At 45.7% G+C, this 25,651-nt stretch carries 31 protein-coding genes; 20 read left to right on the forward strand and 11 right to left on the reverse strand.

Annotated elements, in window-relative coordinates:
* Positions 1–86: 86 nt before the first annotated feature.
* From C3B52_RS09435 to C3B52_RS09445, 3 genes are all read left to right on the forward strand, one after another.
* The gene (locus C3B52_RS09435) at positions 87–950 is read left to right on the forward strand and encodes an ABC transporter permease subunit (protein ID WP_306418811.1); all 864 of its coding nucleotides are present in this window, start codon (positions 87–89) and stop codon (positions 948–950) included.
* Between the two features lie 34 nt (positions 951–984).
* Positions 985–1,908, forward strand: coding sequence for an ABC transporter permease (locus tag C3B52_RS09440; protein ID WP_103105819.1), 924 nt, complete (start codon positions 985–987; stop codon positions 1,906–1,908).
* A gap of 452 nt (positions 1,909–2,360) precedes the next feature.
* Positions 2,361–2,582, forward strand: a complete 222-nt coding sequence (locus C3B52_RS09445) for a helix-turn-helix domain-containing protein (protein ID WP_003387736.1) — start codon at positions 2,361–2,363, stop codon at positions 2,580–2,582.
* A 110-nt stretch (positions 2,583–2,692) separates the two neighbouring features.
* On the opposite strand, the gene C3B52_RS09450 is transcribed toward C3B52_RS09445, so the two are convergent.
* The 8 genes from C3B52_RS09450 to C3B52_RS09485 form a co-directional block, all read right to left on the reverse strand.
* Positions 2,693–2,983: an NIPSNAP family protein gene (locus tag C3B52_RS09450; protein ID WP_235615648.1), complete on the reverse strand. Its 291-nt coding sequence runs from the start codon at positions 2,981–2,983 to the stop codon at positions 2,693–2,695.
* Positions 2,984–3,157: 174 nt separating this feature from the next.
* Complete coding sequence (locus C3B52_RS09455) at positions 3,158–3,526, reverse strand: glyoxalase superfamily protein (RefSeq protein WP_103105821.1); 369 nt, start codon at positions 3,524–3,526, stop codon at positions 3,158–3,160.
* A 243-nt stretch (positions 3,527–3,769) separates the two neighbouring features.
* Positions 3,770–5,203 carry an amidohydrolase gene (locus C3B52_RS09460; RefSeq protein WP_103105822.1) on the reverse strand — a complete coding sequence of 478 codons (1,434 nt, stop codon included), beginning with the start codon at positions 5,201–5,203 and terminating at the stop codon, positions 3,770–3,772.
* Between the two features lie 204 nt (positions 5,204–5,407).
* Complete coding sequence (locus tag C3B52_RS09465; protein ID WP_103105823.1) at positions 5,408–6,070, reverse strand: MBL fold metallo-hydrolase; 663 nt, start codon at positions 6,068–6,070, stop codon at positions 5,408–5,410.
* A gap of 92 nt (positions 6,071–6,162) precedes the next feature.
* Positions 6,163–6,579, reverse strand: coding sequence for a VOC family protein (locus tag C3B52_RS09470; RefSeq protein WP_103105824.1), 417 nt, complete (start codon positions 6,577–6,579; stop codon positions 6,163–6,165).
* 189 nt (positions 6,580–6,768) lie between these two features.
* Complete coding sequence (locus C3B52_RS09475) at positions 6,769–7,059, reverse strand: hemoblobin-interacting domain-containing protein (protein WP_103105825.1); 291 nt, start codon at positions 7,057–7,059, stop codon at positions 6,769–6,771.
* 258 nt (positions 7,060–7,317) lie between these two features.
* On the reverse strand, positions 7,318–8,160 hold the full coding sequence (locus tag C3B52_RS09480; RefSeq protein ID WP_164684728.1) for a lipid II flippase family protein: 843 nt from the start codon (positions 8,158–8,160) through the stop codon (positions 7,318–7,320).
* Positions 8,161–8,163: 3 nt separating this feature from the next.
* Positions 8,164–9,486 (reverse strand): phenylacetate--CoA ligase family protein, encoded by a 1,323-nt coding sequence (locus tag C3B52_RS09485; protein WP_235615649.1) that lies wholly within the window; start codon positions 9,484–9,486, stop codon positions 8,164–8,166.
* A gap of 489 nt (positions 9,487–9,975) precedes the next feature.
* Between C3B52_RS09485 and C3B52_RS09490 the strand changes: the two genes are divergently transcribed.
* From C3B52_RS09490 to C3B52_RS09540, 11 genes are all read left to right on the forward strand, one after another.
* Entirely contained in the window at positions 9,976–10,521 is a 546-nt protein-coding gene (locus tag C3B52_RS09490; RefSeq protein WP_103105827.1) for a GNAT family N-acetyltransferase, read from the forward strand.
* Between the two features lie 72 nt (positions 10,522–10,593).
* Positions 10,594–10,944 (forward strand): DUF2294 domain-containing protein, encoded by a 351-nt coding sequence (locus tag C3B52_RS09495; protein WP_103105828.1) that lies wholly within the window; start codon positions 10,594–10,596, stop codon positions 10,942–10,944.
* 216 nt (positions 10,945–11,160) lie between these two features.
* The gene (locus C3B52_RS09500; RefSeq protein WP_373419716.1) at positions 11,161–11,700 is read left to right on the forward strand and encodes a 3-hydroxyanthranilate 3,4-dioxygenase; all 540 of its coding nucleotides are present in this window, start codon (positions 11,161–11,163) and stop codon (positions 11,698–11,700) included.
* 182 nt (positions 11,701–11,882) lie between these two features.
* Positions 11,883–12,770: an alpha/beta hydrolase family protein gene (locus C3B52_RS09505; RefSeq protein ID WP_235615650.1), complete on the forward strand. Its 888-nt coding sequence runs from the start codon at positions 11,883–11,885 to the stop codon at positions 12,768–12,770.
* Positions 12,727–13,551, forward strand: a complete 825-nt coding sequence (locus C3B52_RS09510) for an alpha/beta fold hydrolase (RefSeq protein ID WP_201264863.1) — start codon at positions 12,727–12,729, stop codon at positions 13,549–13,551. The genes C3B52_RS09505 and C3B52_RS09510 overlap by 44 nt, the downstream gene beginning before the upstream one ends.
* 57 nt (positions 13,552–13,608) lie before the next feature.
* Entirely contained in the window at positions 13,609–15,069 is a 1,461-nt protein-coding gene (locus tag C3B52_RS09515; protein WP_103105831.1) for an amidohydrolase family protein, read from the forward strand.
* 161 nt (positions 15,070–15,230) lie between these two features.
* Positions 15,231–16,406, forward strand: coding sequence for a hypothetical protein (locus C3B52_RS09520; RefSeq protein ID WP_103105832.1), 1,176 nt, complete (start codon positions 15,231–15,233; stop codon positions 16,404–16,406).
* Between the two features lie 43 nt (positions 16,407–16,449).
* Positions 16,450–17,016, forward strand: coding sequence for an NADPH-dependent FMN reductase (locus C3B52_RS09525; RefSeq protein ID WP_103105833.1), 567 nt, complete (start codon positions 16,450–16,452; stop codon positions 17,014–17,016).
* Positions 17,017–17,066: 50 nt separating this feature from the next.
* Positions 17,067–18,194, forward strand: coding sequence for an FAD-dependent oxidoreductase (locus tag C3B52_RS09530; RefSeq protein ID WP_103105834.1), 1,128 nt, complete (start codon positions 17,067–17,069; stop codon positions 18,192–18,194).
* 37 nt (positions 18,195–18,231) lie between these two features.
* The gene (locus C3B52_RS09535) at positions 18,232–19,233 is read left to right on the forward strand and encodes an MBL fold metallo-hydrolase (protein ID WP_103105835.1); all 1,002 of its coding nucleotides are present in this window, start codon (positions 18,232–18,234) and stop codon (positions 19,231–19,233) included.
* Between the two features lie 69 nt (positions 19,234–19,302).
* Positions 19,303–20,289, forward strand: a complete 987-nt coding sequence (locus tag C3B52_RS09540) for a DMT family transporter (protein ID WP_103105836.1) — start codon at positions 19,303–19,305, stop codon at positions 20,287–20,289.
* Positions 20,290–20,390: 101 nt separating this feature from the next.
* Here C3B52_RS09540 and C3B52_RS36350 read toward each other — a convergent pair whose 3' ends face one another.
* On the reverse strand, positions 20,391–20,549 hold the full coding sequence (locus C3B52_RS36350) for a hypothetical protein (RefSeq protein ID WP_164684729.1): 159 nt from the start codon (positions 20,547–20,549) through the stop codon (positions 20,391–20,393).
* A 219-nt stretch (positions 20,550–20,768) separates the two neighbouring features.
* Between C3B52_RS36350 and C3B52_RS36355 the strand changes: the two genes are divergently transcribed.
* The gene (locus C3B52_RS36355) at positions 20,769–20,909 is read left to right on the forward strand and encodes a hypothetical protein (protein WP_164684730.1); all 141 of its coding nucleotides are present in this window, start codon (positions 20,769–20,771) and stop codon (positions 20,907–20,909) included.
* Here the strand turns inward: C3B52_RS36355 and C3B52_RS09545 are convergent.
* Entirely contained in the window at positions 20,890–21,579 is a 690-nt protein-coding gene (locus C3B52_RS09545) for an S-layer homology domain-containing protein (protein WP_103105837.1), read from the reverse strand. The genes C3B52_RS36355 and C3B52_RS09545 overlap by 20 nt on opposite strands.
* A gap of 129 nt (positions 21,580–21,708) precedes the next feature.
* On the opposite strand from C3B52_RS09545, the gene C3B52_RS09550 reads away from it, so the two are divergent.
* Complete coding sequence (locus C3B52_RS09550; protein WP_103105838.1) at positions 21,709–22,143, forward strand: SRPBCC family protein; 435 nt, start codon at positions 21,709–21,711, stop codon at positions 22,141–22,143.
* A gap of 67 nt (positions 22,144–22,210) precedes the next feature.
* Here the strand turns inward: C3B52_RS09550 and C3B52_RS09555 are convergent, their stop codons facing one another.
* Entirely contained in the window at positions 22,211–22,639 is a 429-nt protein-coding gene (locus C3B52_RS09555) for a PH domain-containing protein (protein WP_164684731.1), read from the reverse strand.
* Positions 22,640–22,813: 174 nt separating this feature from the next.
* Between C3B52_RS09555 and C3B52_RS09560 the strand changes: the two genes are divergently transcribed.
* The 4 genes from C3B52_RS09560 to cysK all read left to right on the forward strand — a co-directional run bounded on the left by C3B52_RS09560 (position 22,814) and on the right by cysK (position 25,487).
* Positions 22,814–23,074 carry a DUF4085 family protein gene (locus C3B52_RS09560; protein WP_164684732.1) on the forward strand — a complete coding sequence of 87 codons (261 nt, stop codon included), beginning with the start codon at positions 22,814–22,816 and terminating at the stop codon, positions 23,072–23,074.
* Positions 23,019–23,180, forward strand: coding sequence for a DUF4085 family protein (locus tag C3B52_RS38165; RefSeq protein WP_164684733.1), 162 nt, complete (start codon positions 23,019–23,021; stop codon positions 23,178–23,180). The genes C3B52_RS09560 and C3B52_RS38165 overlap by 56 nt, the downstream gene beginning before the upstream one ends.
* Before the next feature lie 162 nt (positions 23,181–23,342).
* Entirely contained in the window at positions 23,343–24,398 is a 1,056-nt protein-coding gene (locus C3B52_RS09565) for a hypothetical protein (protein WP_103105840.1), read from the forward strand.
* A gap of 171 nt (positions 24,399–24,569) precedes the next feature.
* Positions 24,570–25,487 (forward strand): cysteine synthase A, encoded by a 918-nt coding sequence (cysK, locus tag C3B52_RS09570; protein WP_103105841.1) that lies wholly within the window; start codon positions 24,570–24,572, stop codon positions 25,485–25,487.
* The last annotated feature ends 164 nt before the right edge of the window (positions 25,488–25,651 follow it).

The following is a 25,651-nucleotide window of genomic DNA, read 5'->3' on the forward strand; positions in this document are numbered from 1 at the left end:
TATAAAAAAACATAAAATATTTTTGATTGTCTGGATGAATTTTTTTAGATGGTGTATTGTTGGAAATAGTAAGGGGGTATGAAGGCTTGTCATATGTGAAACAACTGGTTGGAATGTTCTTTTTGGTGATCGCCGTTTGTGGCGGGCCGTTCATGCTGTATACGGTCAAAGAAGAGATTGTGTTTGCACCAGAAGAAGTAGTGGTACGAACGGTTTACCTGATACAGCAGATCGCCACAGGGTCACTGGGAACCTATTATTTGGGCGACAATGAGAGAAGTATTGCGGAGGATATTCTTCCTTTTGCTTTCAGCACATTTGAGCTGCTATTTTCAAGTGTTTGTATTGCCGTTGTAGCGAGTCTAGTTTTTGGCTTGTTTCTGCAACGATTTGGCATGGTGCGCCAGCTGCAAAAGCTGCTCAACCTCATATCGACGATTCCAGATTTTATTCTGATTTTTTTGTCGATTTTGGCTGCTATCAGTTTCTATAAGCTGACCAACATCCGAATCATTACATTGTCACCAACGAGTGATTCCGCAAACAACTGGTTTCCCATTACTCTTTTGTCCATAGGACCTACCATCTTCCTGATGAAGGTGGTTAGCCTGAAATACGTCCAAATTGGCGGAGAGGACTACATCAAGACTGCACTGGCAAAAGGGATGGGGATATGGCAGGTTCTCGTTCAACACGTATACAAAAACATTAAGCCGTTTTTGTTGGCTGATTTGAAAAAGACAATCGCCATTACTGTAGCGAATCTGTTCATTGTGGAATATTTGCTTAATGTGGTCGGTTTGACTCGCTTTATTTTTAGTAAAAACGCTCCGTATCAGTTCAATTCCGCAGTCATGGGACTTTTGGGCATCATTCTCTTGTCTATCTTGGTCTATTTCCTGATTCGTTTGGTTCTGTACTTATTTGAACGGGCGGTCGTCTACAAGTAGTCGCTACATTTTTCGGTATGAGTGAGGTTTTTCTATGCAGAAACGATTCAATTGGTCTTTATGGACAGGCTCTATTCTGGTACTGCTTCTGCTAATGATTGGACTGCTCGGCCCCTATATGGCACCGTATCCAATCGATCATCAGGAAAAGACACGCAATGAGGTCGTAAACGGCAAAACAGTCATTATTTCGCCGCCATTACCACCGTCGAGTGATCATCTATTCGGCACCGACAAATGGGGCTATGATCTGCTTACACTGCTCCTGCACGGGGCTCCTTATACGTTGTTTGTGACACTGGCGATAGCAGCTGGCAGGGTGTTTTTAGGCTCTGTTATCGGGTTATACATTGGCATCCAGGACAAGCCTCAGCAGTGGTGGTTGGCCATTGAAAATGCGTGGGGGTATATGCCGATTTTTATTCCCGTGTACTTTTTGCTAAAAGGGGTAAGTATCAATCCGTTGATGCCTACTTCGACGCTAATCATGCTGTTCATTGGAATTGTTGCAATTTTGGGAGCTCCTAGTGTTGCCTCGTCCATCCGGCAGAAGACCGAGCAAATCAAAGATACGCAGTATGTGCTTGCTGCTACCTCACTTGGGGCTGGCCGGGAACAAATTATTTTCCGCCACATCCTGCCCCATTTAAAAGAGCAGCTGATTATAATTTTGGTAACCGAGATGGTTGCGATTATGACGTTGATGGGCCTTTTGGGGATGTTCGATTTATTCGTCGGCGGGACAAAAATGACGACAGACCCTGTTATCTATCACTCCATTACGCATGAGTGGGCAGGGCTTTTGGGATCATACCGCGGCTTTGTCTACAGCAACTTCACCTGGATTTTCCTCACGCCTTTACTCGCTTTTATCGTGGCTGTTGGTTCGTTTACCTTGCTTGCCAAAGGGCTGCGCGAAAAGTTTGAGCAGACGTATCATCGCACGCCTTTTATTTAAGGATTGAAAAATGAAGCGTACAGCTCCCTTTATCGGCTAAGATGAAGGGAGTCTTTTTGTCGGTTGCTGGGAACAAAGATGGTAAACCAAAATAAAATGAGGGCGAAAAGACGGGAGCAGTACGTGTGTCCGTTGAATAGACTGGAGTGTCGGGGGCGGTGTTGGCCTTGGGTTCCGGCGCCTGCTTCCTTCAGAGTTATTCGAGCGTAAGACCGGGAGCAACAGACAAAAGGCGGCCATCGTCGTCCTAAAAGTAGTGTGTTCGCGGTGTTTATCGAGGATCTTTGTTTGCGGTGTTCGGAACCCATTGCCCTTTTTCTGAATAGGATGTATGGCAAAAGCCTAAAATCCTTGAAATTCCGGCACCATCACCCACCCCCCATCATAGGATAAGGTGACTCTGTAATCCCTCAACCTTGTTCCTGTAGAGCCCACAAGGAGGGGTGGCACGATTGAAGGGTAGCGACCAAACCAAGCCGTTGTTAACGAATCGCGAAAGAGAAGTGTTTGAACTCTTGGTCCAAGATAAGACAACCAAAGAGATTGCCGGACAACTCTTCATCAGCGAAAAGACTGTGCGCAATCACATTAGTAATGTTATGCAAAAATTAGGTGTCAAAGGTCGATCTCAGGCAGTAGTCGAACTCGTTCGACTTGGTGAACTAGAGATTTGAGCCCAGTCCACCCAGCCTCCCTTTTCTTCCCCTGGTCGGAAGGGAGGGTTTTTTATTTTCTGGCGTTGAAAAGCCCATCTTTTAAAAGATGGGCGAGATCGGACAGCTGCTTATTCTAGTACAGGGCGTAGGAAGCTTCTTTCGTAGCTAATAATGCATTTGGTCTTATCTGCGAGAGCGAGGGCTTTTTGGCACTCTTCATCTGTCGGGATTTTCTTACGGTATTCTTCGTATTCAGCCAAGCTGGGGAAGCTGAAGAGGGCGTAGGCGATATTGTTGGCGCCTTCATGAGGTAGAAAGTAACCATGATGATGTCCACCGAACTTATTGACGAGGGGAATCCACATTTTCGCATACTCTTCAAAAACATCAACCTGGTATGGATCAATAACGTATTTCAAGTAACAAGTGACCATAAGTCCACTCCCTCATCGTTTTTCCTAAATCTTACTGTACGTTAGTATGGGAAACAAGAGGGGGATAGACTGACCCTACCAATCAAAATAGTGGTAGCCATGGACCTAATAATAATTCCTAGACTCCACTGCTATATTGAACTATCGAACGCCATTCGTTCAATCTGAATTTATTAAACGAGTACATATGCGCAATTGATTACCATCAGGATCTACGACTTTCATCATGCGAAGTCCTTCAAGATCCTCATTTGGAGGTTCGATAATACTGGTTTCTTTATTGAGCTTTAATTCGCTGTACCAGCTATCAACATTTGGAACAAAAAAATGAATTAATCCACCAACCTGACAGTCACCAGTGTGTTCTGTCAAATATATAGTCATTTCATCCTTAGTGATCTGGGCAAAAACAGGAAAATGCGGCTCAAATTGATGTTCCCAATCGATTTTAAAACCCAATCCTTCCACGTAGAACGCTTTACTTCTTGTATAGTCAGTTGTCCGGAATGCGGGAATCACTCTTTGCATTTTGAACCTCCACATATTTATTTTGTTATTATTTTCAGTTTTCAAGTTATATTATCCTGCCTGTTAACGTAATGACGTATCGTCAGTCTACTACTCTATTTGCTCAGTCTAAAAAATATTTTCACGGTCTAGCACTACAGGATGATAACTTAATATGCTCTTTTGGGAATTCCTTTTTACTCATACAGGGAGTCAAAAAAGCCTTTCCATCCGGTTGTCCCGGCAGAAAGGCTTTTTATCACTTTAGTTTTTCGGTTTGTGGAATTCCAATGTTTGTTCCACTTCTTTTACTTTGTTGTACACGTCGGTCATATCTTTCAAATCTTTTTGATAGTCATAAGTCTTGAGCGTTTTGTTTTCCACGATGATTTTCCCATTGACGATCACATCGGTGACGTTTTGCGGGCCGGCTGCATATGCAATCGTTGCGTACGGATCATAGGTTGGGAATGTGTTCGGAGCATGGACATCGACGATGATGATGTCTGCGAGCTTACCTGCTTCCAAGGAACCGATTTTGTCTCCGAGGCCGAGTGCCTTGGCTCCTCCGATGGTCGCCAGCTCTACGACCTTGCTTGGCGGCATCAGACTTTGGTCTTTGTTTACCAGTTTATGGACGCGAGCCGCGTATCCCATCGTTCCAAATACATCCATCGTGTTGGAGCTCATCGGTCCATCCGTTCCCAGTCCCATTGCGACGCCTGCCTGATCGATCTTGATGGCAGGAGCTACACCTGTCGCGCCCTTTGTATTGGCGATAGGATTGTGGGCAATGGTCGCCCCTCTTTGTTTGATCAATTGGATATCCTCATCCGAGATGTGGATGGCGTGGGCCAAAATGGTGTTCTTGTCCAAAATGCCAATGGAGTCAAAAGATTTGATGACCGAATCGGCTTTCACGCCAAACTTTTTCTCGATCCGCTGCGGCTCGTCGGCAAACTCAGCTGCGTGAATGATAAAGGGTACCTTGTATTTGTCAGCTAGAGCCTTCGACGCTTTGAGCATCTCGGGGCTCACTGTGTATGTAGCATGCGGCGCCACTGCAGGTACGATCAAATCACTGTTTTTATACTGCTTGATGAACTCCTCAGCATATTGGAGTCCACCGTACGGCGTTGGAGCGTCTACGACCGGAGAGCTGATGACGGTCTCTCCCAGCACGCCTCTGATTCCGATGGTTTCCGTTGCCTTTGCGATTTCGTCCTCGTGATAGTACATATCAGAGTAGGTGGTCACTCCCCCCATGGCCATTTCGATGGCACCGTGGATGGATGCTTTATAGATCAGGTCACGGGAGAGGAGCTTGCCCTCCAGCGGGAAAAAGACCTCGAACAGTCTGTTTCCAACTCCTTCCTCCCCGATGCTGCGGAAAGCGACCATCGGCACGTGGTTGTGGGAGTTGACCATGCCGGGCATCACGATATCTCCGCCGGCATCTATAACCTTCGGTGCGCTGTATTCATCCGCTAGTTTTGCATCGCCGACGGCCACGATCTTGTTGCTCTTGACAACAATGGTCCCGTTGGTAAAGCGATCCTTCTTGCTGTTCATGGTCAGGACTTGTCCATTTTTGATGATGAGATCAGCACTTTTCTTTTCGACAGCATGAGTCGGTGAAAATGTTGTCGAGGCAAGCGCCACGGCCAATACAGATAATAAAGCCCATTTCTTTTTCATGAGGTTCCTCCAGCCTAAAAATTGAGTAGACTTCATTGTAGCATGTTTGATCTTACCAAACATGAAAAATCTACCTTATTCAATGATGAACAGGTAGATCAGGGATAGGGCTTCCTATTTAATAATCGAGAGCAACTCATTTTATCCGTTTTTTGGAAACGAATGTGCGGAACAAGGGGAACTGATGGGGGAAACTTATCATTTTCATCCTTGGATAAGCTCTACTAATTGATCATGTACATTTTTATTACTCAATCCCCCGTGATAACAAACCACGGATGCAATATCGAGATTTACATACTTTTTTAACGAGAGACGAGCTGCAGTCATATCTGGTGTGGTTGGGGCATGAATTCCTCCAAGTATTCCTTTTACACTGTACATCGAATCCCCGGCAACAAGTGTCTTACTTTGTTTTAAATAAAGGCTGATATGACCGGGGGTATGCCCAGGAGTATGGATGACGCGAATTCCGCCGCAAAACGGCAGTTCCTGACCGTCAATCAAAGTATAGTCTACTCGGCCTTTCGGAGGATTTTCCAGGTGCCCGTCTTTTAAAAGTGGGAGCTCCCCCTGAATATAAAGCTTATCCAGCTCGTGTGCATAAACCTTAACTTGATTCCCACACTCCTGCAAAATCTCAGGAAGACAGCCTATATGATCCATATCCTGATGAGTCAAAATCACAGCTTTCAGGCTGTCGAGCGACACTCCTGCTTTTTCCATGGCAACCCGTAAATCTTCTATTTGCCCTGGGAATCCTGTGTCGATTAAAACAGCCGTTTCTCTATCCCACAAAAGAATGGGGTGAATAATGTTCCCATGAAAATCGAGGTGAAGCATTTCTACTCCCTTTGAAATCTCCATAATATCACACCTTCGTAAAATTTAATTTTTACGTAAAGTTATAATATTACGTGGAGTCGGTTGTTGTCAATATCCTCCCTTATTGTTTCAGGTCAGGACTTTTTGAGTGATTCTAGGACTTCCAAATAGTGGGCATTGTACATAATGCCAAGGATATTTCCAAAAGGATCAACTACAGTGGCAGTGACAAATCCTGGACCGCGTTCTACAGGTTCCTCGTATGTCGTCGCTCCCATGGTAAGCAGCTTTTCAAAAGTCGCTTTCACATCATCGACATGCCAGTATACAATGGTGCCAGCTGGGCTTGCTGCCGATCTAGTGGGGGAGTAGCGGCTATCAATCACACCCAATTCTGCTTGAGTGTCACCAAGGCGAAACTCAAAATATCCTGGTCGTTCAAAGTATGGCTTGAAGCCAAACAGCTCTGTGTACCATTTTTTCGCAGCTTCCAGATCAGCAGCCCAGAAACTGATGGTGCTAAGTCCGCGCAATGTGATTGGATTGTTCATAATGGGTTCCTCCATGATTTTAGTAATCGAGTGGGTTATTAGTAACATCATAGCAGTCCAACACTGACAACTACGGTCAGTGGAGTTTACATCCGGTTTTCGAGCGAGTTCTTTGAACAAAAAAAAGAGACCGCCTTTTGCGGCAGCCCCTTGTTCAATTCTAAGCTTGATAAATAACTGGCATCATGATTATGCCCCTACTGGTCCTACTATTGTGAGAACCAAATCCTTGTATCCATTTGCCTTGATTACGATCTGATATGTTTTGGATTGTGGGAATAAATACGGAGAGAAATCAATTGATTTCCTCTTTCCGACACCAGGATCGAAGTAGTCGTATCCGCCGGGCCATTCCTCACTTAATGTTTTCATTTCGTTAATCACCTCTCCTTCGACAGAATACAATTTTACGCTTGTAATACTCCCGTAATAGTCAGTATCAGCGAAACCAATGCGCGTATCAAATAACCTATCGTACACAAGGGTCCTGTCTTCGCTATTCTCGTCTTATACCGTATGGCTTTATAACGAGACTACACCGTGCGAGCGACTTTCATCGCACACGGCGTTCCATCAACGGGAAGGATTCAATACAATGGGCAACTCTAACAATACTCGATTTAATGGGTACTTTCTCCTAACTAAAGTTAGGACTTTTTGTTGAATCCAAAAAAGAGCAGAGGATATATTCCTCGGCTCCTGTTCTTTGTTGCGAATATGATCTCCCGGCAAAATGCATCAGAAGAATTTCGTTAAGAAGGAAATTCCTAGAGCTGCTGGATAAAGGGTGAAGATCGCCAGAATGTTCCCTAGAAAGCGACTGATCCCCAAATAGACCATGGCAGATCGAACGACTTCCATTGGGATTTTTCGATTAAGCCCTCTGTCAACGATGATGGCGCTTTGCGCGTCTACGAAGAAGAGGAGCAGGAATGCACCGACAGCGTTAATAGCAGGGGAAAGGCTGCTGGCACGCGCCATGTACTCAGGGTTCAACCAAGCGGCATAGTAAGCAGCAATCGCTCCCATACTGAAAAAAGTGTACAGCACAATATTCAAGATCACCATGCTTTTGGGAACGCCATCTAGCTTCAGTTTCTTTACCATTTCGAAGCGAGGAGGAGTCCAGCAACTTCTCAGTGCAGATAAACCCTCTTTTGAGAGAATGAGAAACTTGAAAACCCGTATAATGCTGCCGTCTTTTTCTAAACGCTCTACGCCAATATCGTAAAATTTAACGATGGTCGGCATAAAAATGATCGCCAGTGCAGTTCCGAGCACTCCCCCAACAAGGGTAAACTGCAGCATATGTAGGGGATCAAAGTTTCCTTTTACGGCACGGTCAATGATTCCTCCGATCGGAGCGATAAAAAACAGGGTTGCGGTTCGGGAACCGAAGGAAATCATGGCGTACAGTGAATTAGAGATCGCTATCTTTTGACCACGTACCCCAGCTAATCGTGACCAGTAGGAGGTCGTTTCAATAAAATTGGTCAAGGCTATCATTAGAAAAATGAAAAGGAGCCGTTCAATGCTCACCTCACCCAAGAAGCTAGATTCGGTTATATCCAAGTAGTTCACATCCTAGAGGTTTAATGTTGTAAATTCCTTTTCCTTCTCTACGCTCGTTGGCGTCGTCACCAGCGGAAATTCTCTGACTGCATATCTAATTTTACCCGAACTGCTGCGAGGAATTTCATTGACGAACGAGATTGATAGATGGATATTCCCTAATTTTTTCATAATCTCATCGCGGAAGACCTGTTCATCCCGTTCAAAGTCATGACTGCCAACGTTTTTGACTAATTTTAACGAAACATCCTCATGCGTATGTTGGATTAGCTGATAACCGGAAAAGCTCTCCAAATTCCACATGACTTGGTTAAAGTAGTTTCCGTGGACATATGAACCGTCACGCGAAACAAATACGTCGTCTTCTCGCCCTTCCAAACTGCCGAGGATAGGAAGGTGGTTCCCGCAGCCACATGGCTTATCCGAAAGTGAAACGACATCGCCTAGCTGATAGCGGATTCGCGGCATGGAATAGTTGTTTAAATCGGTAACGAGTAACAAGCCCTTTTCATTATATCCAAGGGGCTGCTTGGTATGAATATCGACGACTTCCAGATAGCAGTTTTTAGCGGAAATATGCATGTTTCCTTCTGGGCATTCATAGGCAATAATGCCGCCATCTCGAGCGCCATATTCATTAATGACCTTACAGTCAAAGGCTGTTTCAATCACTTCTCTCTGCTGAGGCTGAAGTGTCTCGGCAGTAGTGACGACTGCATTCAGCTTAATCCGTAGTCTCAGATTGTTTCGAATCATCAGCTCAGCCAATAATGCCAAAGCAGACGGATACCCATACAGGTAGTTTGGTTTGAAGGAGTGAATCTGATCGAGATATTTTCGAATGCTCTCTTCCTTCAAATCATAGGCAGAAATGATCGTTCGGTTTTTTAAGAAAACTTCTTTCAACTGGTGAATTTGGCTTTGATTTTTCGAAAGTTCAATAGAGGAGCCCCAAACCATCACAGATGGGTCGCCAATTTGAATTCCACTCCAAGACAATCCCAACCACCGTGCAGCTTCGAAATGCTCGACAGTTACACGATCTAGATAAAATCGTGTAGGTTCTCCGGTCGAACCGCCAGTGCGATTGGCGATTAGCTGGGAGCGGTCAGCGGTGTTTGAAATATAACTCTCGCTATTTTCATTGAAATATTTTTTGGTAAGAATCGGAAAATGCTGAATCGAATCAGCGGGGTTAGAAGCAGATCTGATCAGCTCGTGATCGAGATCTTTATAGGCTGGAACGTTTTTTATAGCATGAGCGAGCAGTTCTTTTAGACGTTCAGACTGATACCGAGAAATCTCCTGCTTCGAAAGACTCTGAAATTTTTTCATTTCAGACATATAGGCTCTGATTTTGTTCCCTTTCTTTTTTTCCATATAGGGCCACAAAATGTTTCTAATCGACCAACCAATAAGAGATGACACAATGTACACTCCTTTTTTTGCTTGTAACAAAGGTTAAGGGCTCGTCGTACGAATGAAGGCTCGTTTGTTTATACGTTTGAGACGTACACCAAGATACCTCAGTATCTACTTCCTTCAAAACGAATTATACTATACCACAAGTTTACTTTGTGAAAAAGCGGATAGGCTTCCATATGGAAATCACTCTTTCTCTTCTTTAAAGAGCTGAATCGTACCAAATGTTCACACCTAGAGGAACTTGCGCGCAAAGCCGCGAAAGACTCATCATAAAAAACAAAGCATCATCCAAATAGGTAAATTCCCTTTTGGAGTCGCTGCAAAACGGCAACTATTGAAAAGAAATTTGGGTAGTAACAGGCTAGATAATTGAAAAATGAAGGATATGGAGTGAGCGACATGCAGCTTCCAAAAGTAGGTTTACGTGAATTAACCCTAGGGGATGTGGAAGACCGTTTTCTCTGGTCGCTGGATCGCGAAGTCACCGCCTATTTGAATGTTCCGGATAAGTTTCCTCCGTTCACAAAAGAAGAAACAAAGCTATGGATCGAGGCATGTATAAACAGAAGTAACGGATACATACAAAAAGCGATTACTACCGAAGACGGCAACCACATCGGTTGGGTTGATCTAAAAAACATTGATGAGGCAGACAAGAGTGCAGAAATAGGCATTGCGATTGGCGATAAGCGGTTCTGGGGGAAAGGGTATGGCTCTTCAGCATTACGAGCGATGCTATCTGTAGGATTTTGTGAATGGGAGTTAAACAAAATTTGGCTTCGAGTTGATGTAGATAATGAAAAGGCAATCAGATCGTATCGATTAAATGGATTTCAAGAAGAAGCGATTATGTATCAGGATAGATGGAGAAATGGTGTTTACGTGGATCGACTCCGAATGGTGATAGAGAGAAATGACTATGAACTGTCCGAATCAGAAGCATGACACAATAAAGAAATGATATACTGAAAATATAGTCAATTTTACAAGGAAAGCGAGAGAGACAGGGGGTAAATCATGAAGAAAACAGCTGATCAAGGTTCCATCGAACAAGAAATAACCACGTTTGTCAGTGCTTTTATCAAAAAGACCAACGGCAGGGGACCACGAGATGTAAAAGTGAAGATGGTCGACAACCTAATGCTCTATTTTATTGAAGGCATCCTGTCCCCTATGGAGAAAAATATTTTAAAATCACCTCAAGGGAAAAGTACGATATTTGAGGCAAGACGTCTGTACGTGGAAAATATAAAAGAAGAGCGTGTCGCCGCCTTTGAAAAAATATTAGATGCCAAGGTAATCGATCATTATATTGGTTGGGATATAGATAAGGACTCGGCAGTTGGGGTTGTCGTTTACGAAAAATAAATAGGTTGCATTATCAGAAAATTTGGTTTATAGTGAACCTACAACTGAAAAATGCTGAATAGCAAAGATGATGAATCTTTGTTACCTACTTTCAAAGCATTGGGCGGTTCTTGATTAAAAACAAGGGCAGACCATGGCTCATTAAAACTAATCTTTTTTAGTTTTAATAGTCGGGGTCTGCCCTTTTTGATTATTTCTTAAAAGGAAGGTGAGTAAATCATGAACACATTACTGCCAATCAATTTAACACGTTTTATTGAAGAGAATAAAGAGCTGCTCAAGCCGCCTGTGAACAATAAAGTGATCTGGAAAGACGCAGAGCTGATGGTGCAGGTCATCGGTGGACCGAATAAACGGCGAGATTTTCATGTGGACCCGTCAGAAGAAATTTTTTACCAGTTACAGGGAGATTGCTACGTAGAAATTATCAATCGTGAGGGGAAGCGTGAAGTCATCACCGTCAAGGAAGGCGAGATGTTCTTGCTTCCGCCAGATGTTCCGCATTCGCCGCACCGAGTAGCGGACACGCTTGGCATCGTTATCGAACGAAACAGGGCAGAGGGAGAGCTGGAGGATTTCGTCTGGTTTTGCGACCAATGCGATCAGGAGATGCACCGTGTCACTGTTCAATTGACCAATATTGAAATTCAGGTGAAGGAAGCCATTCATGGATTTAATGGCAGTGTCGAGCTTCGCACTTGCAAAAATTGCGGAAACGAGATGCCTCCGGAAGCGAGTGAATGGAGCTGCGAGTAGATTTTCATACTCACATCATTCCGGAGGATCTCTCCAACTTCGCTGAATAGTATCAGGGTAAGCGTGGCCGACCCTTCATCGAATGTACAGATGCAAGTCAAACCTCTCTACTTCGGTAATTTTTTCTTGCTACAGTTATCCTTTTCAATGAAGATGAACATATGGCGAGGGAGGTGAGAAGATTGAATACGTCCATAGAAAAACGATCAAAACGAGTGCGGCGAATTGCTTATGGTGAACACGCAGACCAGTTTGGGGACTTGAGGCTCCCGGACGGGGAAGGTCCACATCCTGTTGCTATCGTAATTCATGGAGGCTTCTGGAGAGCCAAGGTTAATTTGGACCACATGAATAAGCTTGTTGAAGCTATTACCGATTTAGGGATAGCAACCTGGAATATTGAATACCGCCGGGTCGGTCAAACGGGCGGGGGATGGCCAGGAACATTTCTGGATAGTGCGCTCGCTGCAGATTTTGTTCGAACCCTCGCACAGACGTATCCGCTGGATGAAGACCGAATTTTCGCAATTGGACATTCTGCTGGTGGTCATCTCGCGTTGTGGCTTGCCGGGCGACACAAGCTGCCGCAAGATAGTGTGTTGAAAAATTCGGACAAACACTTGCGTCTAAAAGGAGCGATAAGTCTTGCAGGTGTTTGCGATCTGGAACTGATGCACGACATTCATAAATTGAGGGAAAAGATCATGGCCATCAGTGAGAATCCTACATTTGATTTGATAGGGGGAATGCCAAAGGAGCTTCAGAGTCGCTATGAACAAGGCTCACCAATCGCCTTATTGCCATTTGGAATCCCGCTTGTACTTATTCATGGCGCGCTAGATATCAATGTACCGATTGGGGTAAGTGAACAATTCGAAAAAGCTGCGATTGCCGCAGGCGACCAGGTTATTTTTTTGCCGCTTGCCAAAGCAGAACACTTTAAACTCATTGATCCAATGGCAGATGAGTGGTCAGTGGTTAAAGCATCGATTCAACGTCTACTAAATGAAAATGGAGCTGATCAAAATGGGTACGAAAGAATTGAACCAATTGCAAACGATCACCGTTAACAATCATGAAATTACGTACGATATTCATGGCGACGCAGAAGGACCGGCAGTGTTATTGGTAAGCGGCTGGTGCCAGGATTATCGGCTGTTTAACTACATTGTCGAGCCATTGGCTAAAAAGCATAAGGTCATTCGCATAAACTGGCGCGGACATAGCCATCCCGAGCGTCCTGTAGCTGATTTTGGTCCGAGTGAACAGGCAGATGACGTTATTGCGGTGCTGGATGCGCTTGGCATTGATCAGATTGTTCCCGTTTCCACCTCACATGGCGGCTGGGCAAACATCGAGTTGACTGAGCGGCTGGGTATTGCAAGGGTTCCACGCACCATTGTAATCGACTGGATCATGATCGAAGCGGGGGAAGCATTCATCAAAGACCTTCAGGAAATTCAGGACCCAGAGCGGTGGATGGCAGGACGCCAGAGCTTGTTTGATCATTGGCTCGGAATAAGCACAAACCGTGCGGTCATCGATCATTTGGACAAAGAAATGGCTAGCTTTGGTTTTGATATGTGGGCTCGTTCATGCCGTGTGATTGAAAGCGCATACAAAAAGTGGGGATCTCCACTTCAGCGTATGTCTGCACTTGAACAAAAACGTCCGATTATTCACATTTATTCACAAGCTCCTGTCGCTGGCTATGAAAACATGCAAGATAGCTTTATCGTGGAAAATCCTTGGTTTGGTTATCGATTCATCCAAGGGGAAACGCATTTCCCTACGCTGGAATCTCCTGACGCAGTAGTAAAGGAAATTAGTGAGTTTGTGTCTGCTGTTTAGGTGTGATGCTTGACTGTGGTAGTGAATGTTTAAAAACAAGTAAGGGGAGATCAAACGATGAGCATCAATCGCACCGTTGTCACCGGAGGGTATGTCATCACGATGGATGACCAGCTCGGAGATTTGCCGAGTGGAGCAGTATTGATGGAAAATAATCGCATTGTTGCTGTAGCGGCCAATGCTGAGGAATTCGCTGGTGTTGATGCTCAAGTGATTGACGCTGATGGGGGAATCGTGCTTCCGGGGATGGTGGATAGTCATCGTCACACATGGATGTCGCTTTTGCGTTCAATCTCTGCGGATGAATCCTTGCCCGAATTTCTGGTGAACACCTTCTACGGGCTGGGGGCGCTGGTCAGGGCAGAGGATATCGGTGCTGCAACCATGGTAGGCGCACTGGAGGCAATCGATTCTGGCGTAACTACGATCATGGATTGCTGTGACTGCGTGAACAGTCCAGATCATGCCACTGCTGCTGTTGCTTCTCTGCAGGCATCTGGAATTCGCGGGGTTTATGCCTATGGGATGCAAGCCTATGATTTTCAGCCGCCTGCATTTACAGCACATGCGCAGCGGCTCAGGGATGCCGAGAGACTGCGGAAGGAAGCTTTCTCCAGTAACGATTCACGGCTGCGGATGGGGATGCTGTTGAGTGATTTCGGAACGATTCCTTTTTCCGAAACCGCTGCTGAAATACGGCTTTGCGGTGATTTGGATGTGCTCGTGGCATCACATACAGGGGCAGCCTCTACGTCCATTCTGCTGAAGGGATTGCGGGAGCTTAATGACCACAGTCTGCTCAGACCAGGTCATCTACATATCCATTGCAATGGGTTGACGTACCCGGAGTGGCAGCTTCTTGCAGCCAGCGGGGCGAAGGTGTCCATCTCACCTGAGACCGAAATGCAGATGGGGATGGGCTTTCCACCATTCCGGGCATGTCTTGAGTACGGGATCACTCCGTCGTTTAGCACGGACATCGTCTGTGTCGGCTCCGGCGATCTCTTTTCTCAAATGCGTCTTGGATTGCAGTTCCAGCGCTGCATCGATAATGACTGTGTTCATAAAAAAGGACACATGCCAACCCGGATTGACCTGGGTGTACGAGACGCACTGAAATGGGCAACGCATGGTGGGGCCGAAGCGCTTGGACTTGGTTCAGAAATCGGCTCGTTGACACCTGGCAAAAAGGCAGATATTATTGTCGTTTCTCAGAAGCGGGCATTTGTTCCGTCCAGCTATCCAGCTGGTTCAGTCGTCCTGCAGACTACGGCAGCGGACGTGGATACGGTGATCGTAGATGGAATCATACGGAAACGCAATGGAAAGCTGGTTGGTTACGATTTGCTCACTGTGCGTGCTCGTGCTTTGGCAGCACTAGAACGCATCCAAACAGCTGCAGCTTCTCTGCAACGAAAAAGTCCGGAAGAGGTTGGGCATTGGTTTTACACGGGTGAACGTATGGCGGGCGTAAACTTTGCTGGCGCTTACGCCTCTGGAGTGCCAGTCGGGAAGTAAGAACGCACAGTAGTCGTGTCGATTTGAAAAACATTGTTTCTTTGAGATGTTCACCCGTGGTCTTTGGCTATCGGGTGAACACCCACACGCAATAGAAGAGAAAGACGTTCAATCCAGGGTATCGAATGTGCTTTTTAGAAGAAAAAGGGGGAGCATGAAAGATGGAAGCACAAGCAGCAAAACGAATGACGCATAGTGAAGCGATGGATAGAGTGAAGGCATTGGCCACCAAAATTAGTGGACGAAATAGAATGGGAGAAGTACTCCGCCGCCAGCCGGATGAAACGATTCAAGATGTGATCGATTCCGGCCTTGCCACAATTTTAAAGCCAGCGCGCTTCGGTGGTCATGAATTGAATTTGGACGCACTAGTTGATACGACGATAGAAGTCGCAAAGGTAAACCCTGCGGCAGGCTGGTGCTATACGTTTATCCTGGTTCATCAGTGGATGCTGGCGGCATGGCCGGAACAAGCGCAACAGGAGGTTTGGGCAGACAATCCAAACGCAAACATCGCTACTGCATTCGCTCCACCGAGAAATGAAAAAGTCGTTCGTGTTGAAGGCGGGTACCAGCTAAGCGGCGAGTGGTCTTTTTCATCGGGAATTGATCATTCGGAATGGGTAATGGCATCTAGCACGCAGCAAATTTTTGAGGAAGCGAAAGGGCCTGAGAGATACATGTTCCTCGTCCCAAGAAGCGACTATCAAATCGTCGACAATTGGGAGGTTGCTGGATTAAAAGCTAGCGGGAGTAACGGATTTGAAATGACGGATGTCTTTATCCCTGATCATCGAATCATTAGCTTGAGCAAGTGGGCGGAGGATGGAGTGAGCCCTGGCATGTCCGTTCATACTGGTGTACAGTATCATGTTCCACTTTTTTGTGCGTTGCCGACATGTCTGACTTCAACCATTGTTGGGGCTACGATTGGTGCTTACGAGACCTATACAAAATCCATCCGGGAAAGAATGTCTAAAAATTCAAAAAATGACACTGTGAAGCTAACCCATCTCATGCAAAGAGTCACAGAAATCTCAGCACAGCTCGATGCTGTCGAAGGACTGCTCAGAAAGGCGCTTGACGTTATTCGCCCCGGTGGCCAATTCGATCAGGGGCAGCGTGACAGGCTGCATCGGAACTATTCCTACATTGCCCGGACCTGTAGTCGTCTAGTGGAAGAAATGTTTCAGTTTAGCGGTTCGGCTGCGATTTATGATTGGAACCCGATGCAAGTGTATTGGAGAGACGTCAAGGTCATGTCCATGCATGGATATTTGAACTTTGATTCCGCGATTGAAGTGTTTGGTTCGTATGAGCTCGGCATCAAAGAGTAAGCCTGCTCTTCAGGCTTAGTTTCTACGAGGAGGGAATGAAAAAGTGAAGCTGCTCGGCATATCCGGTACCATCATTGGTGCAAAGACTAGCATTATCGTAAATAAAGTTTTGGAAGAGGCGAAGCAGGCTGCGCCTGAAATTGAAGTTGAATTGCTCGATTTGCGTAACTACCAAATTTCCATGTGTGACGGAAGAGATCCATCGATTTATCCGGATGATACGAAAAAGGTGATCGACATCGTATCTTCGGCAGACTTTTATGTGATTGGAACTCCTATTTTCCAGGGCTCTATGACGGGAGCGCTTAAAAACTTGCTTGATCACATCCATCCCCAGGCATTGCGCAATAAGGTAATAGGGTTTGTTGCTAATGGGGGAACCTATCAGCATTTTCTGGTGGTTGAAAATCAGTTGAAGCCAATTGCGGGTTATTTCCGGGCATATGTGGCTCCTGGATACGTCTATGCCCATACTGACCATTTCAATCAGCAAAATGAAATCCAGGATCAAGAAGTGTTAACAAGAATTACGAGCTTGGCTAAAGAGGTCGTGCAGATGCAATTCGCGCTCAAAACTGCAAAGAACGCGTCTGATATAGTTCGTTCATAGGAAAAGTATGCAGATAACCAAACGGCAGAAAATGACAGGGGGTAAGCAGCGTGAGTAAGAAAACGGTTGTCATCGCTGGTGCAGGATTATCGGGATTAACACTGGGAACAGCTCTGGCACTGAGGGGCTGGGACGTACAAATTTTAGAAAGATCCGCAGAGCTCAGAGAAATCGGGGCAGGTCTTTATACGTGGGAAAATGGGCTGCGGGTGCTAGAAGCAATCGGTGTATATGAAGAAGCTTGCAAGCAGGTCGAATTCATTACCCAGTTAGATATGATCGATGAAAACCAAGAGCTCATTCATTCTACTCCGTTTTCGAATGCGAATCGATTCTGCATTATTCCTCGCAAGGATGTCCACAGCGCTTTGGTTCGAGCAGCACAGAAGGCAGGGGTACAGCTTGAAACGAGTGCGCGGGCCGTATGTGTGGACCCATCCGGAAGCATCAGCTTGGAAAATGGAAAAACGATAAAGGCCGATCTCGTCATTGGAGCAGACGGCGTTTACTCGAATGTACGAAATGCACTAAACATCGAGCACACCGTTGAAAAGATGAACAACGGCGCGCTGAGAGCCATGATCCCAAGAATCGAAGCTGACAGAAAAGGACTGGCGATGGAGCATTGGTCAGGCTATCGCCGGATAGGGATTTCCCCTTCTACAGCGGAGTATATGTATGTGTATTTAACGGCTTCCTCCGATGACGAGGAGGGGCTTTCCGATCCGATGAATAAAGACGCATGGCTTGCTTCATTTCCTCATTTGGAATCAGTCATTAACCGAATCACACAGACAAGATTAGACCGTCATTTCTATTATATTTATCTGAAGTCATGGTCAAAAGGTAGAGTGGCGCTGCTTGGCGATGCTGCACATGGAATGGAGCCTAATCTGGGGCAAGGGGCAGGGGTAAGTATTACGAGTGCGCTGGAATTAGCGAAGCAGCTGGACAAGTTCGACATCGCTACAGCACTCAAAGGCTGGGAGACTGTCATGAGACCGACTGTCGAAAAAACTCAGCTTTGGTCTAGAATATATGGCGCAGCCGCAGCACAATGGCCAAAGGAATTACTGGGCGTACGCTCCGAGGTTATTCGCAAAACACTGGGCTCCGAGCAAGTTGATTTGATGATGAGTACAGCAGCTAGGCATATTACAGGTGCCGTCTACGCGTAATGATCCATGCCAACCATGATCAGGAGGGGAATCGCAGATGAAAAAAGTCAGGCTAGGTGTGTATTCTGCTATCTTGTCATTTGCCATGACACTGACCGGAGCTTTGTCACCATCTATCATGTACGCCAATGATAATCCCGCAATAGAGGGAAACAAGGAAGCGGATATGAAAGTAACCCTGCTTGGCACGGGTTCACCGCTATTGAGTATGGAGCGTTTCGGTACGTCTACCTTGATTGAGGCAGGAAGTGAAAAACTGCTGTTTGACGCGGGAAGAGGTGCAGCCCTGCGTTTAAATCAGATCAACGTTTTGCCAGGGGAGATCAATAAGCTGTTCATCACGCATCTCCACTCCGATCATTTGATCGGGATACCGGATATTTGGCTCACCGGCACGTTAACGACTACAGGTCATCGGTCAACAGAATTCGAAGTTTGGGGACCTACTGGCACGAAGCAGATGATGGAGGATTTGAAAAAGGCTTTCAAACCCGATATTGATACCCGGATCGAAAATGGTTATATCGTCCCGACAGGTGCTGAAACGATTGGTCATGATATTGAGCCCGGGGTTGTTTATGAAAAGAATGGAGTCCAGGTGATCGCTTTTCTCGTGGATCACGATATTGACCCGGCATATGGGTACCGGATTAATTACAAGGGACGCTCGGTCGTTATCTCTGGTGATACGTCGTACAACGAAAATATCATCAAGTATGGGAAAGGAGTAGACCTATTGATCCACGAGGTCATAGCTGCAAGGCCAGAGGATTTGAAAAAAATAAAAGCTTTCAACAAAATTGTATCGATTCATACGACACCTGAGCAAGCGGGAAAAGTATTTCAACTGACAAGGCCAAAGCTCGCCGTTTACACTCATATCGTTTTGCTTGGGGACTTGAGTGAGCCCGAGGCCAATCTCCTTTACAGAACGCAGTCAGTCTATGATGGAAATGTGATCGTTGGCAATGACCTCATGACATTTGAAATTGGCAAAAATGTAACAGCGAAGCAGCTGAAGTATACATGGATTCCGTAGCGAGGAGAATGCTTTGAAGCAATATAAGAATGTGAACTGCTTAAATCCAGTGAAGGTGGGCGGTTATTCATGAACGATCAATTAAAAGGGATCATCATCGTTCTGGCTGCGGCGGCACTATTTTCTACGCTTGGTGTTTTAACCAATGTAGCGTTTGAATCTGGTATGAGCCCTGTCGCATTTGCTGCGTGGCGTGAAACCTTTGGAGCATTAGCCATGATCATTCTTCTACTCTTTGGTGTTGGGCGGCCTGCACTTCAGGACCGAGTTCCGTTTTCGCAGATTCCGAAAACACAGCTGCGTAACCTGTGCATTGGCGCACTGGCATTTATGAGGTATAGTCTCGCCATCTTTTACGCATTCGTTCACTTGACGGTGGCACTCGCCTATTTGCTCTTCTACATCAATCCGGCAATCGTCACCTTGATCAGTTCAATCACCGGTCGTGAAAAATTGACCAAAGCGAAATTCATCGCGCTGCTACTTGCCTTAGGGGGCAGCACGATGGCTATTTTGGGGCAAATGACTGGTGAGGCAGTTCGGTTTGACTGGATCGGAATTGTTCTGGCACTGGTGGCAGCAGTAGGCATGTCTGTGTATATTTTAGTTGGGCGAAGCGGTTACTCCAGTGTGCCGGCATCTTATGCGACTACGATCTTTCTGATCGCAGGTGCGCTCGCTTTTGCTATCATTGGCTTTTCGTTCGGAGACAAAGATGCTATCTTGCTGCCATTTCAGGATGCTTCTCATTGGCCGCTGCTGATGTTTGCAGGTGTCATTGCGGCTGCGATCCCTACCATGATGCTCTTGACCGGGATTCGAATGATCGGGGCTACGAGGTCATCCATGCTGCAAATCTTTGAGCCAGTTGTCGGTTCGGTTCTTGCCGCAATTTTTTTGGCACAGCAGCTGTATTTCATTCAAATCGTTGGTGGTGTCCTCATTCTATGTGCGGCATATATTTTGCAACGTTCACCAGAGCCAGCGGCAGGTGCAGCTGAAGAGAGTGCAGTAGATTTGCCAGCCTCAAATCCACCAATTGTCACGAAGTCATAGAGATAGTTCCAAAGAGAGAAACTGCAATTTGAAATCGGAAGAACGTTGCCCCCGTGCCACTTAAGGAGTGAAGCGGGGGCATTGCTGTGTACTAGTTTTCCTCAATCCTCTGGAGTCCGGTCAACAAAAAGTCTTGTAACAGAGGTGTAATCACCTTTTTCTATCTCCTGTTCGCTCGCTTTTTCTTCAAGCGGGTCATGACCGTACATACTAGGGGCAACCGTTGGCTCGTCATTCGGAGCTGTTTGCTTCTTGTCCATAAATATCCACCACCTTTTACTAGTAGCGTGTGAAGGAATGGACGTCCTTATGCTTCTTACTTGCTGGAGGCGGTCGACTGGGTAACGTAGTATTGAATCAGGTTCTTTTCTTCATTTTGACTTTGAGCAATTTTCTCTGGAGAATCCTTGGTTTTCAACAGCTGTTTTTGGAAAAAAGGAAAAAAGGCGGCGTCTTATCGGTTATGTAAGTAATGGGGTTTGCCTGAGCAACTGCTTGTGGACTATCGGCAAGTGTATGGAGACCAAATAGGCGAGCCTATACACAAAGCCCATCACCCGCGGACGATTGACATCGCATGGAATGATGGGCAATCACCCGTCATTGACCTTTTGTATTAGGCTCCTCACCTTTTGGTCCTGGGTGTGCTTTCAAATATTCAACTGCATTGTAGATGATCTCGGCAGCTTCTTTGCGTGTGATGGCATCTTTCGGATGAAGCAATTTATCTGCATCCAGCGCGGTGATCCCGAGGACAAGTGAGCGCTGAATCGTGCCTTGGTATTGAACAGTCAATTGATCAGCATCCCCAAACTCGACGGGAACGATCTTGATCATTGGCAAATTACCGTGACGCTCCATCACGAGCATTAGCTGATGAATGAACTCTTCTTTGGTCCAAACCTGATTAGGGTCCAGGTCAGCTGGCAAGTCAAAGCCGTTGTTCGCTGCGACGATGAGCGCATTTGCATACCAGCCATTGTTGTCCGCTTTTGAAAAGTAGTCGGTTGCTTTTGGTTCTTTAATAAAGCGGATCGTATCCAGGTTCAGGTCCAAGGCTTTTACAATCAATTGAATCCCTTGCGCAGCTGTCACTGTAGCGTCTGGCATAAAATGAGAATCCTCTACACCTTGAATTGTACCCATTTGTTGCAGGGCAAGAATTTTATCTTTGGCAGCTACATTCGCCAGGTCTGTAAACGGAGTTGTTTGTGCAAAGCTTGGTTGGGCAATAGATAGAGCCATGACAGCAAATGTAGAAAGAGTAAGCAGAGTGCGATTGATTTTCATAGCGATCACCTCGTCTAGTTGTTAGTGTTACACTCCGTTTGACGAGGTATGTTTTGGAATGTTTCAATAGGAGCAAGAAGATTTTTTTCGCGGACAGGAAACAACATAGAAAGAGGGATGAATGAATATATGAACATTCTAACGAAATTTTCGATCGGGCGACCTGCTCATGAAGTGTTCGAAGCCTTTGTTGACCCTGCAAAAATCGGGAATTTTTGGTTTTCGTCCAGCTCAGATAGATGGGAAGCAGGCAAAACGATTACGCTCAGGTATGAGGAATACAATGCAACCGTTGTCATCAAAGTGAAGGAAGTCGAGCGCAACCAAAAAATCGTGTTTGTCTGGGAAGGACCTGGGGAAGAGCATGTTGTTACCATTGCTCTGCAAGAAGTGGCTGAGGCTCGTACCGTAATCGAAGTGAATGAAGAAGGCTTTTCACAAGATGATCCTGAGTTCGTAAGCAAGCTGGTTGATAATAAAGAAGGCTGGGTGTTTGTATTGACCTGCCTAAAGGCGTATCTGGAATTTGGCGTGAAAGAGCTGCGAGCAGGCTTAGTCAAATAAACGAAAACGATCATGGAGCCCTGCAACAGACCCTTATGTGTCGCAGGGCTGTTTGTTTTAAAAGCAATTAACGAGATTGAACGGTAGCCCTAGGGCAGCGACTTTGAACTTCTGCCAAAAAGGCGTCTTCTTCGAGGGGAGAGATGTAGATTAAATCATACTTGTTGTAGAGTATTTCAAGTCGTTTGCTGGAGGTCGCTGCACTTGCAACGATAGAGGTGACTGGCTTGACACTTGTGATGCTTTGCAGAGGAATGGTTTTTTTGAGTGGCCCACTGTAAACAAGCAGAGCTGATTCCGTTACATAATAGACTGTTCCCAGCCAGATCCAGGCTAACAAACCAGCAACGGCAAAGCAGATAATGAAAACGATTGTCCCACCGACAGCATCTATGCCGCTAATAAAAAAAGGGGAAAGTCCAGAAAAAACACTGAACAGGATGCAGACCCAAATGGTGATCGATAACCATAAATCCCGTCTGGTAACAAATTTCATGTCACACCTCATCCTTTAACTATAAATAAACTATTGTCAATCTATTCCAAATTATACCATGCTTATATGACCGCATCCAGAAATATGTATGAAATTACTATGTTTTGAAATAAGTCAAGCTTGTGCTACTCTTATCATGTAAAATTTATCCATCAATAACAAAGGAGCGAGTCCGTGAACTATTTTACGATAGATTGGTATAAGGAAATGCAGGTATACGGATTTTTAACCTTTCCTGAAACTCGGGAAGACTGGGAAGAAAAGAGTACGTATTACAAGTCAGAGGGGATCGATTACAAGGCGAACTTTCAAAGTGAGATAGAAGAGCGCAAAGCGGATCTACTAGGGTTCCTGCCCACTACCTTTCATCCCTATATTCATGATTATTCCATACGAGCAGAGTATCCTACGCCAGAACTACTGGCTCTACAATGAGATTTACGCCACTGATCGTGGATTTGAGCTGCATGTCTTGTTTGATTGCCCTTTAACCGAGTGGAAGATCGTTGCAGAAAATGTTCAGATCGAAACAGTAAAATAAATGCGAAAGAGAACTTCTTCCTACGAGGAAGTTCTTTCATATGAATTGGTCTTTTGACTCATAGGGTTTGGCGCAAGCCTTCATGTATGATGAATCTATGGGGCATTTTGGCAATTTAAGCAGGCCGATCGTCATACAAAAAGCAGGTAAAGGAGTAGCATTATGCGGGGAAAAAACAAAGCCACCATCATCATTATTGCACTGATCGTCGTAGTGGCACTAGGATTCGCGGGTTACCGATATTTGAGTCCGTTGTCATTGGCAGAAGGGTATTTGTATGAAGATAGCTCGCAGCTTCTTTATGCAAAGGTAACGCCAGATGAGAAAAATGTGAAGGTAGAAATTTCAGCAGCAAAAGTAGAAAAAGACACAGACGATATTCCCACTCTTAAAAGCGATACGCAGGAATATACAGGGACGATAGACGGAGGAAAGCTGATTCTAAAGCCGCAGCCAGACAGTGGAGCGGAATTACATGCGACTGTGAGTGCCGAGGAGCTGGTTTTCCAAGGAGCGATTGCGGATATTCAATCAACTGAAACCAAGCTTCTCGCGAGTCAGGCGGCAACCTATGAAAAGAAGCTACAAGATTTAACCGAACAGGTGACGCAGGAAGCAGAGCAAAAGAAAAAAGAAGTAGCAGAGCGCAGGGCCAAAGAACAGGAACGAGTCGATTTTGCGAAGAAAGTGGAACGGACGACCAAGCTTGCTGCCGACCTTCTCGAAACGGCACAGTATTTGACGGAAATCCAATTTTCAGAAGAAACCAGCTTCAATCAGGAGCAAGTGACAGAATTGCAAGGCCTTTTGGATGAGCTAGGCCAGTATGCGAAGCAGCCAAGTATCCATAAAACAGAATTTGAAGTCATGCAAGGAACAGCAAGCAGTATGAAGGTGCTGGTTGATGGCATGAATACGATGGATGCGACGATTCAGGAAAAGAAGAAGAGCATGAATGACTTAATCGCAGTTTTGGAAACCGATATAAAAGACATCAAGAGTGTATGGGAGGAAATCAAAGCAACGGTCCCTGATGCGCAAAAGCGTGAAGAAACAGTGAATCAAGCGATCAAAACAGGAACCGAAGCCATACAAAAGGCGAAACAGCAGCTAGCCACTATCGAGAAAGAACAGGCAGGGTTGAAGCAGTCAGCAAACAAGCTGTATCAGGATGCTGTCAATGTCATCAGCCAGACGAAGACCAAGTATGCTTTTTAACGAGATCAGGAGATAATAGAAGCGCTCACCTTTTTCCAAAAGCACATGGAGGAGGTGGGCTTTTTCCTTATATACGGGTTTTCAGAAAGGATTAATTGTATTATTCTTATTGTATTACTATGGAATCGCTGGCTATAAAGACATTAGAGCATGTTTTACAGGAGGGTGACGATGAGCGTATATCAAAATATAACAGAGTTGATCGGGAATACACCGATGGTTCGATTGAATCGCATGGTTCCTGAAGGAGCGGCTCAGGTCTACGTAAAGTTGGAAAAATTCAATCCATCTGGCAGTGTAAAGGATCGCGCAGCCTACAATTTGATTTTGACTGCCGAACAAGCTGGCTTGATCCAGCCAGGGGATACGATTATTGAGCCAACGAGTGGCAATACGGGTATCGGCCTGGCGATGAATGCCGCGGCCAAAGGCTATCGGGCGATTCTGGTTATGCCTGACAATATGTCCAAAGAGCGAATTAATATTTTGAAAGCATATGGAGCCGAGGTTGTATTGACTCCGAGTGAATTGCGTATGCCAGGAGCCATCGCCAAAGCCGAGGAGCTGCAAAAGGAGATTCCACGCAGCTTTATTCCCAAGCAATTCGAAAATAAGGCAAACCCGGACATTCACCGCGTGACGACGGCAAAAGAAATCTATACACAAACAAACGGGCGTCTGGATGCATTCGTAGCTACTGCTGGAACCGGCGGAACGATCACGGGAACAGGAGAGGCATTGCGCGAAAAGCTGCCTGAGCTCTACATTGCCGTAGTCGAACCAAAAGGCTCACCGGTTTTGTCAGGGGGGAAGCCAGGACCGCACAAGCTGGTCGGAACGAGCCCGGGATTTATTCCAAAAATCCTCAATACTGGCATCTACGATGAAATCATGCAAATTGCAGATGAGGATGCCCTGCAAACGATGAGACAGCTGGGAGCGTTGGAAGGGATACTGGTCGGACCGTCCTCAGGGGCTTCCGTCTTTGCGGCGATCACGATTGCGAAGCGGTTAGGTGCTGGCAAGCGTGTCGTCTGCATCGCGCCAGATACGGGTGAGAGATACCTTAGCATGAATCTGTTTTCATAAGAAAAAGGCAGGGGAGATGTCCCTTGCCTTTCTTCCATGTGCGCCCAGCATGGGCGTTATCTCTAGGGTTAAAGTCCCGAATGGTGAAGGCAGTAGTAACCATTAGCCTAAGACAAGGGTGTCCACCGTGAGGTGGAATCTGAAGGAAGTTGGCGGCAAACCTC

The sequence above is a fragment of the Brevibacillus reuszeri genome (genome assembly GCF_002897295.1).
GTDB classification, from domain to species: domain Bacteria; phylum Bacillota; class Bacilli; order Brevibacillales; family Brevibacillaceae; genus Brevibacillus; species Brevibacillus reuszeri_A.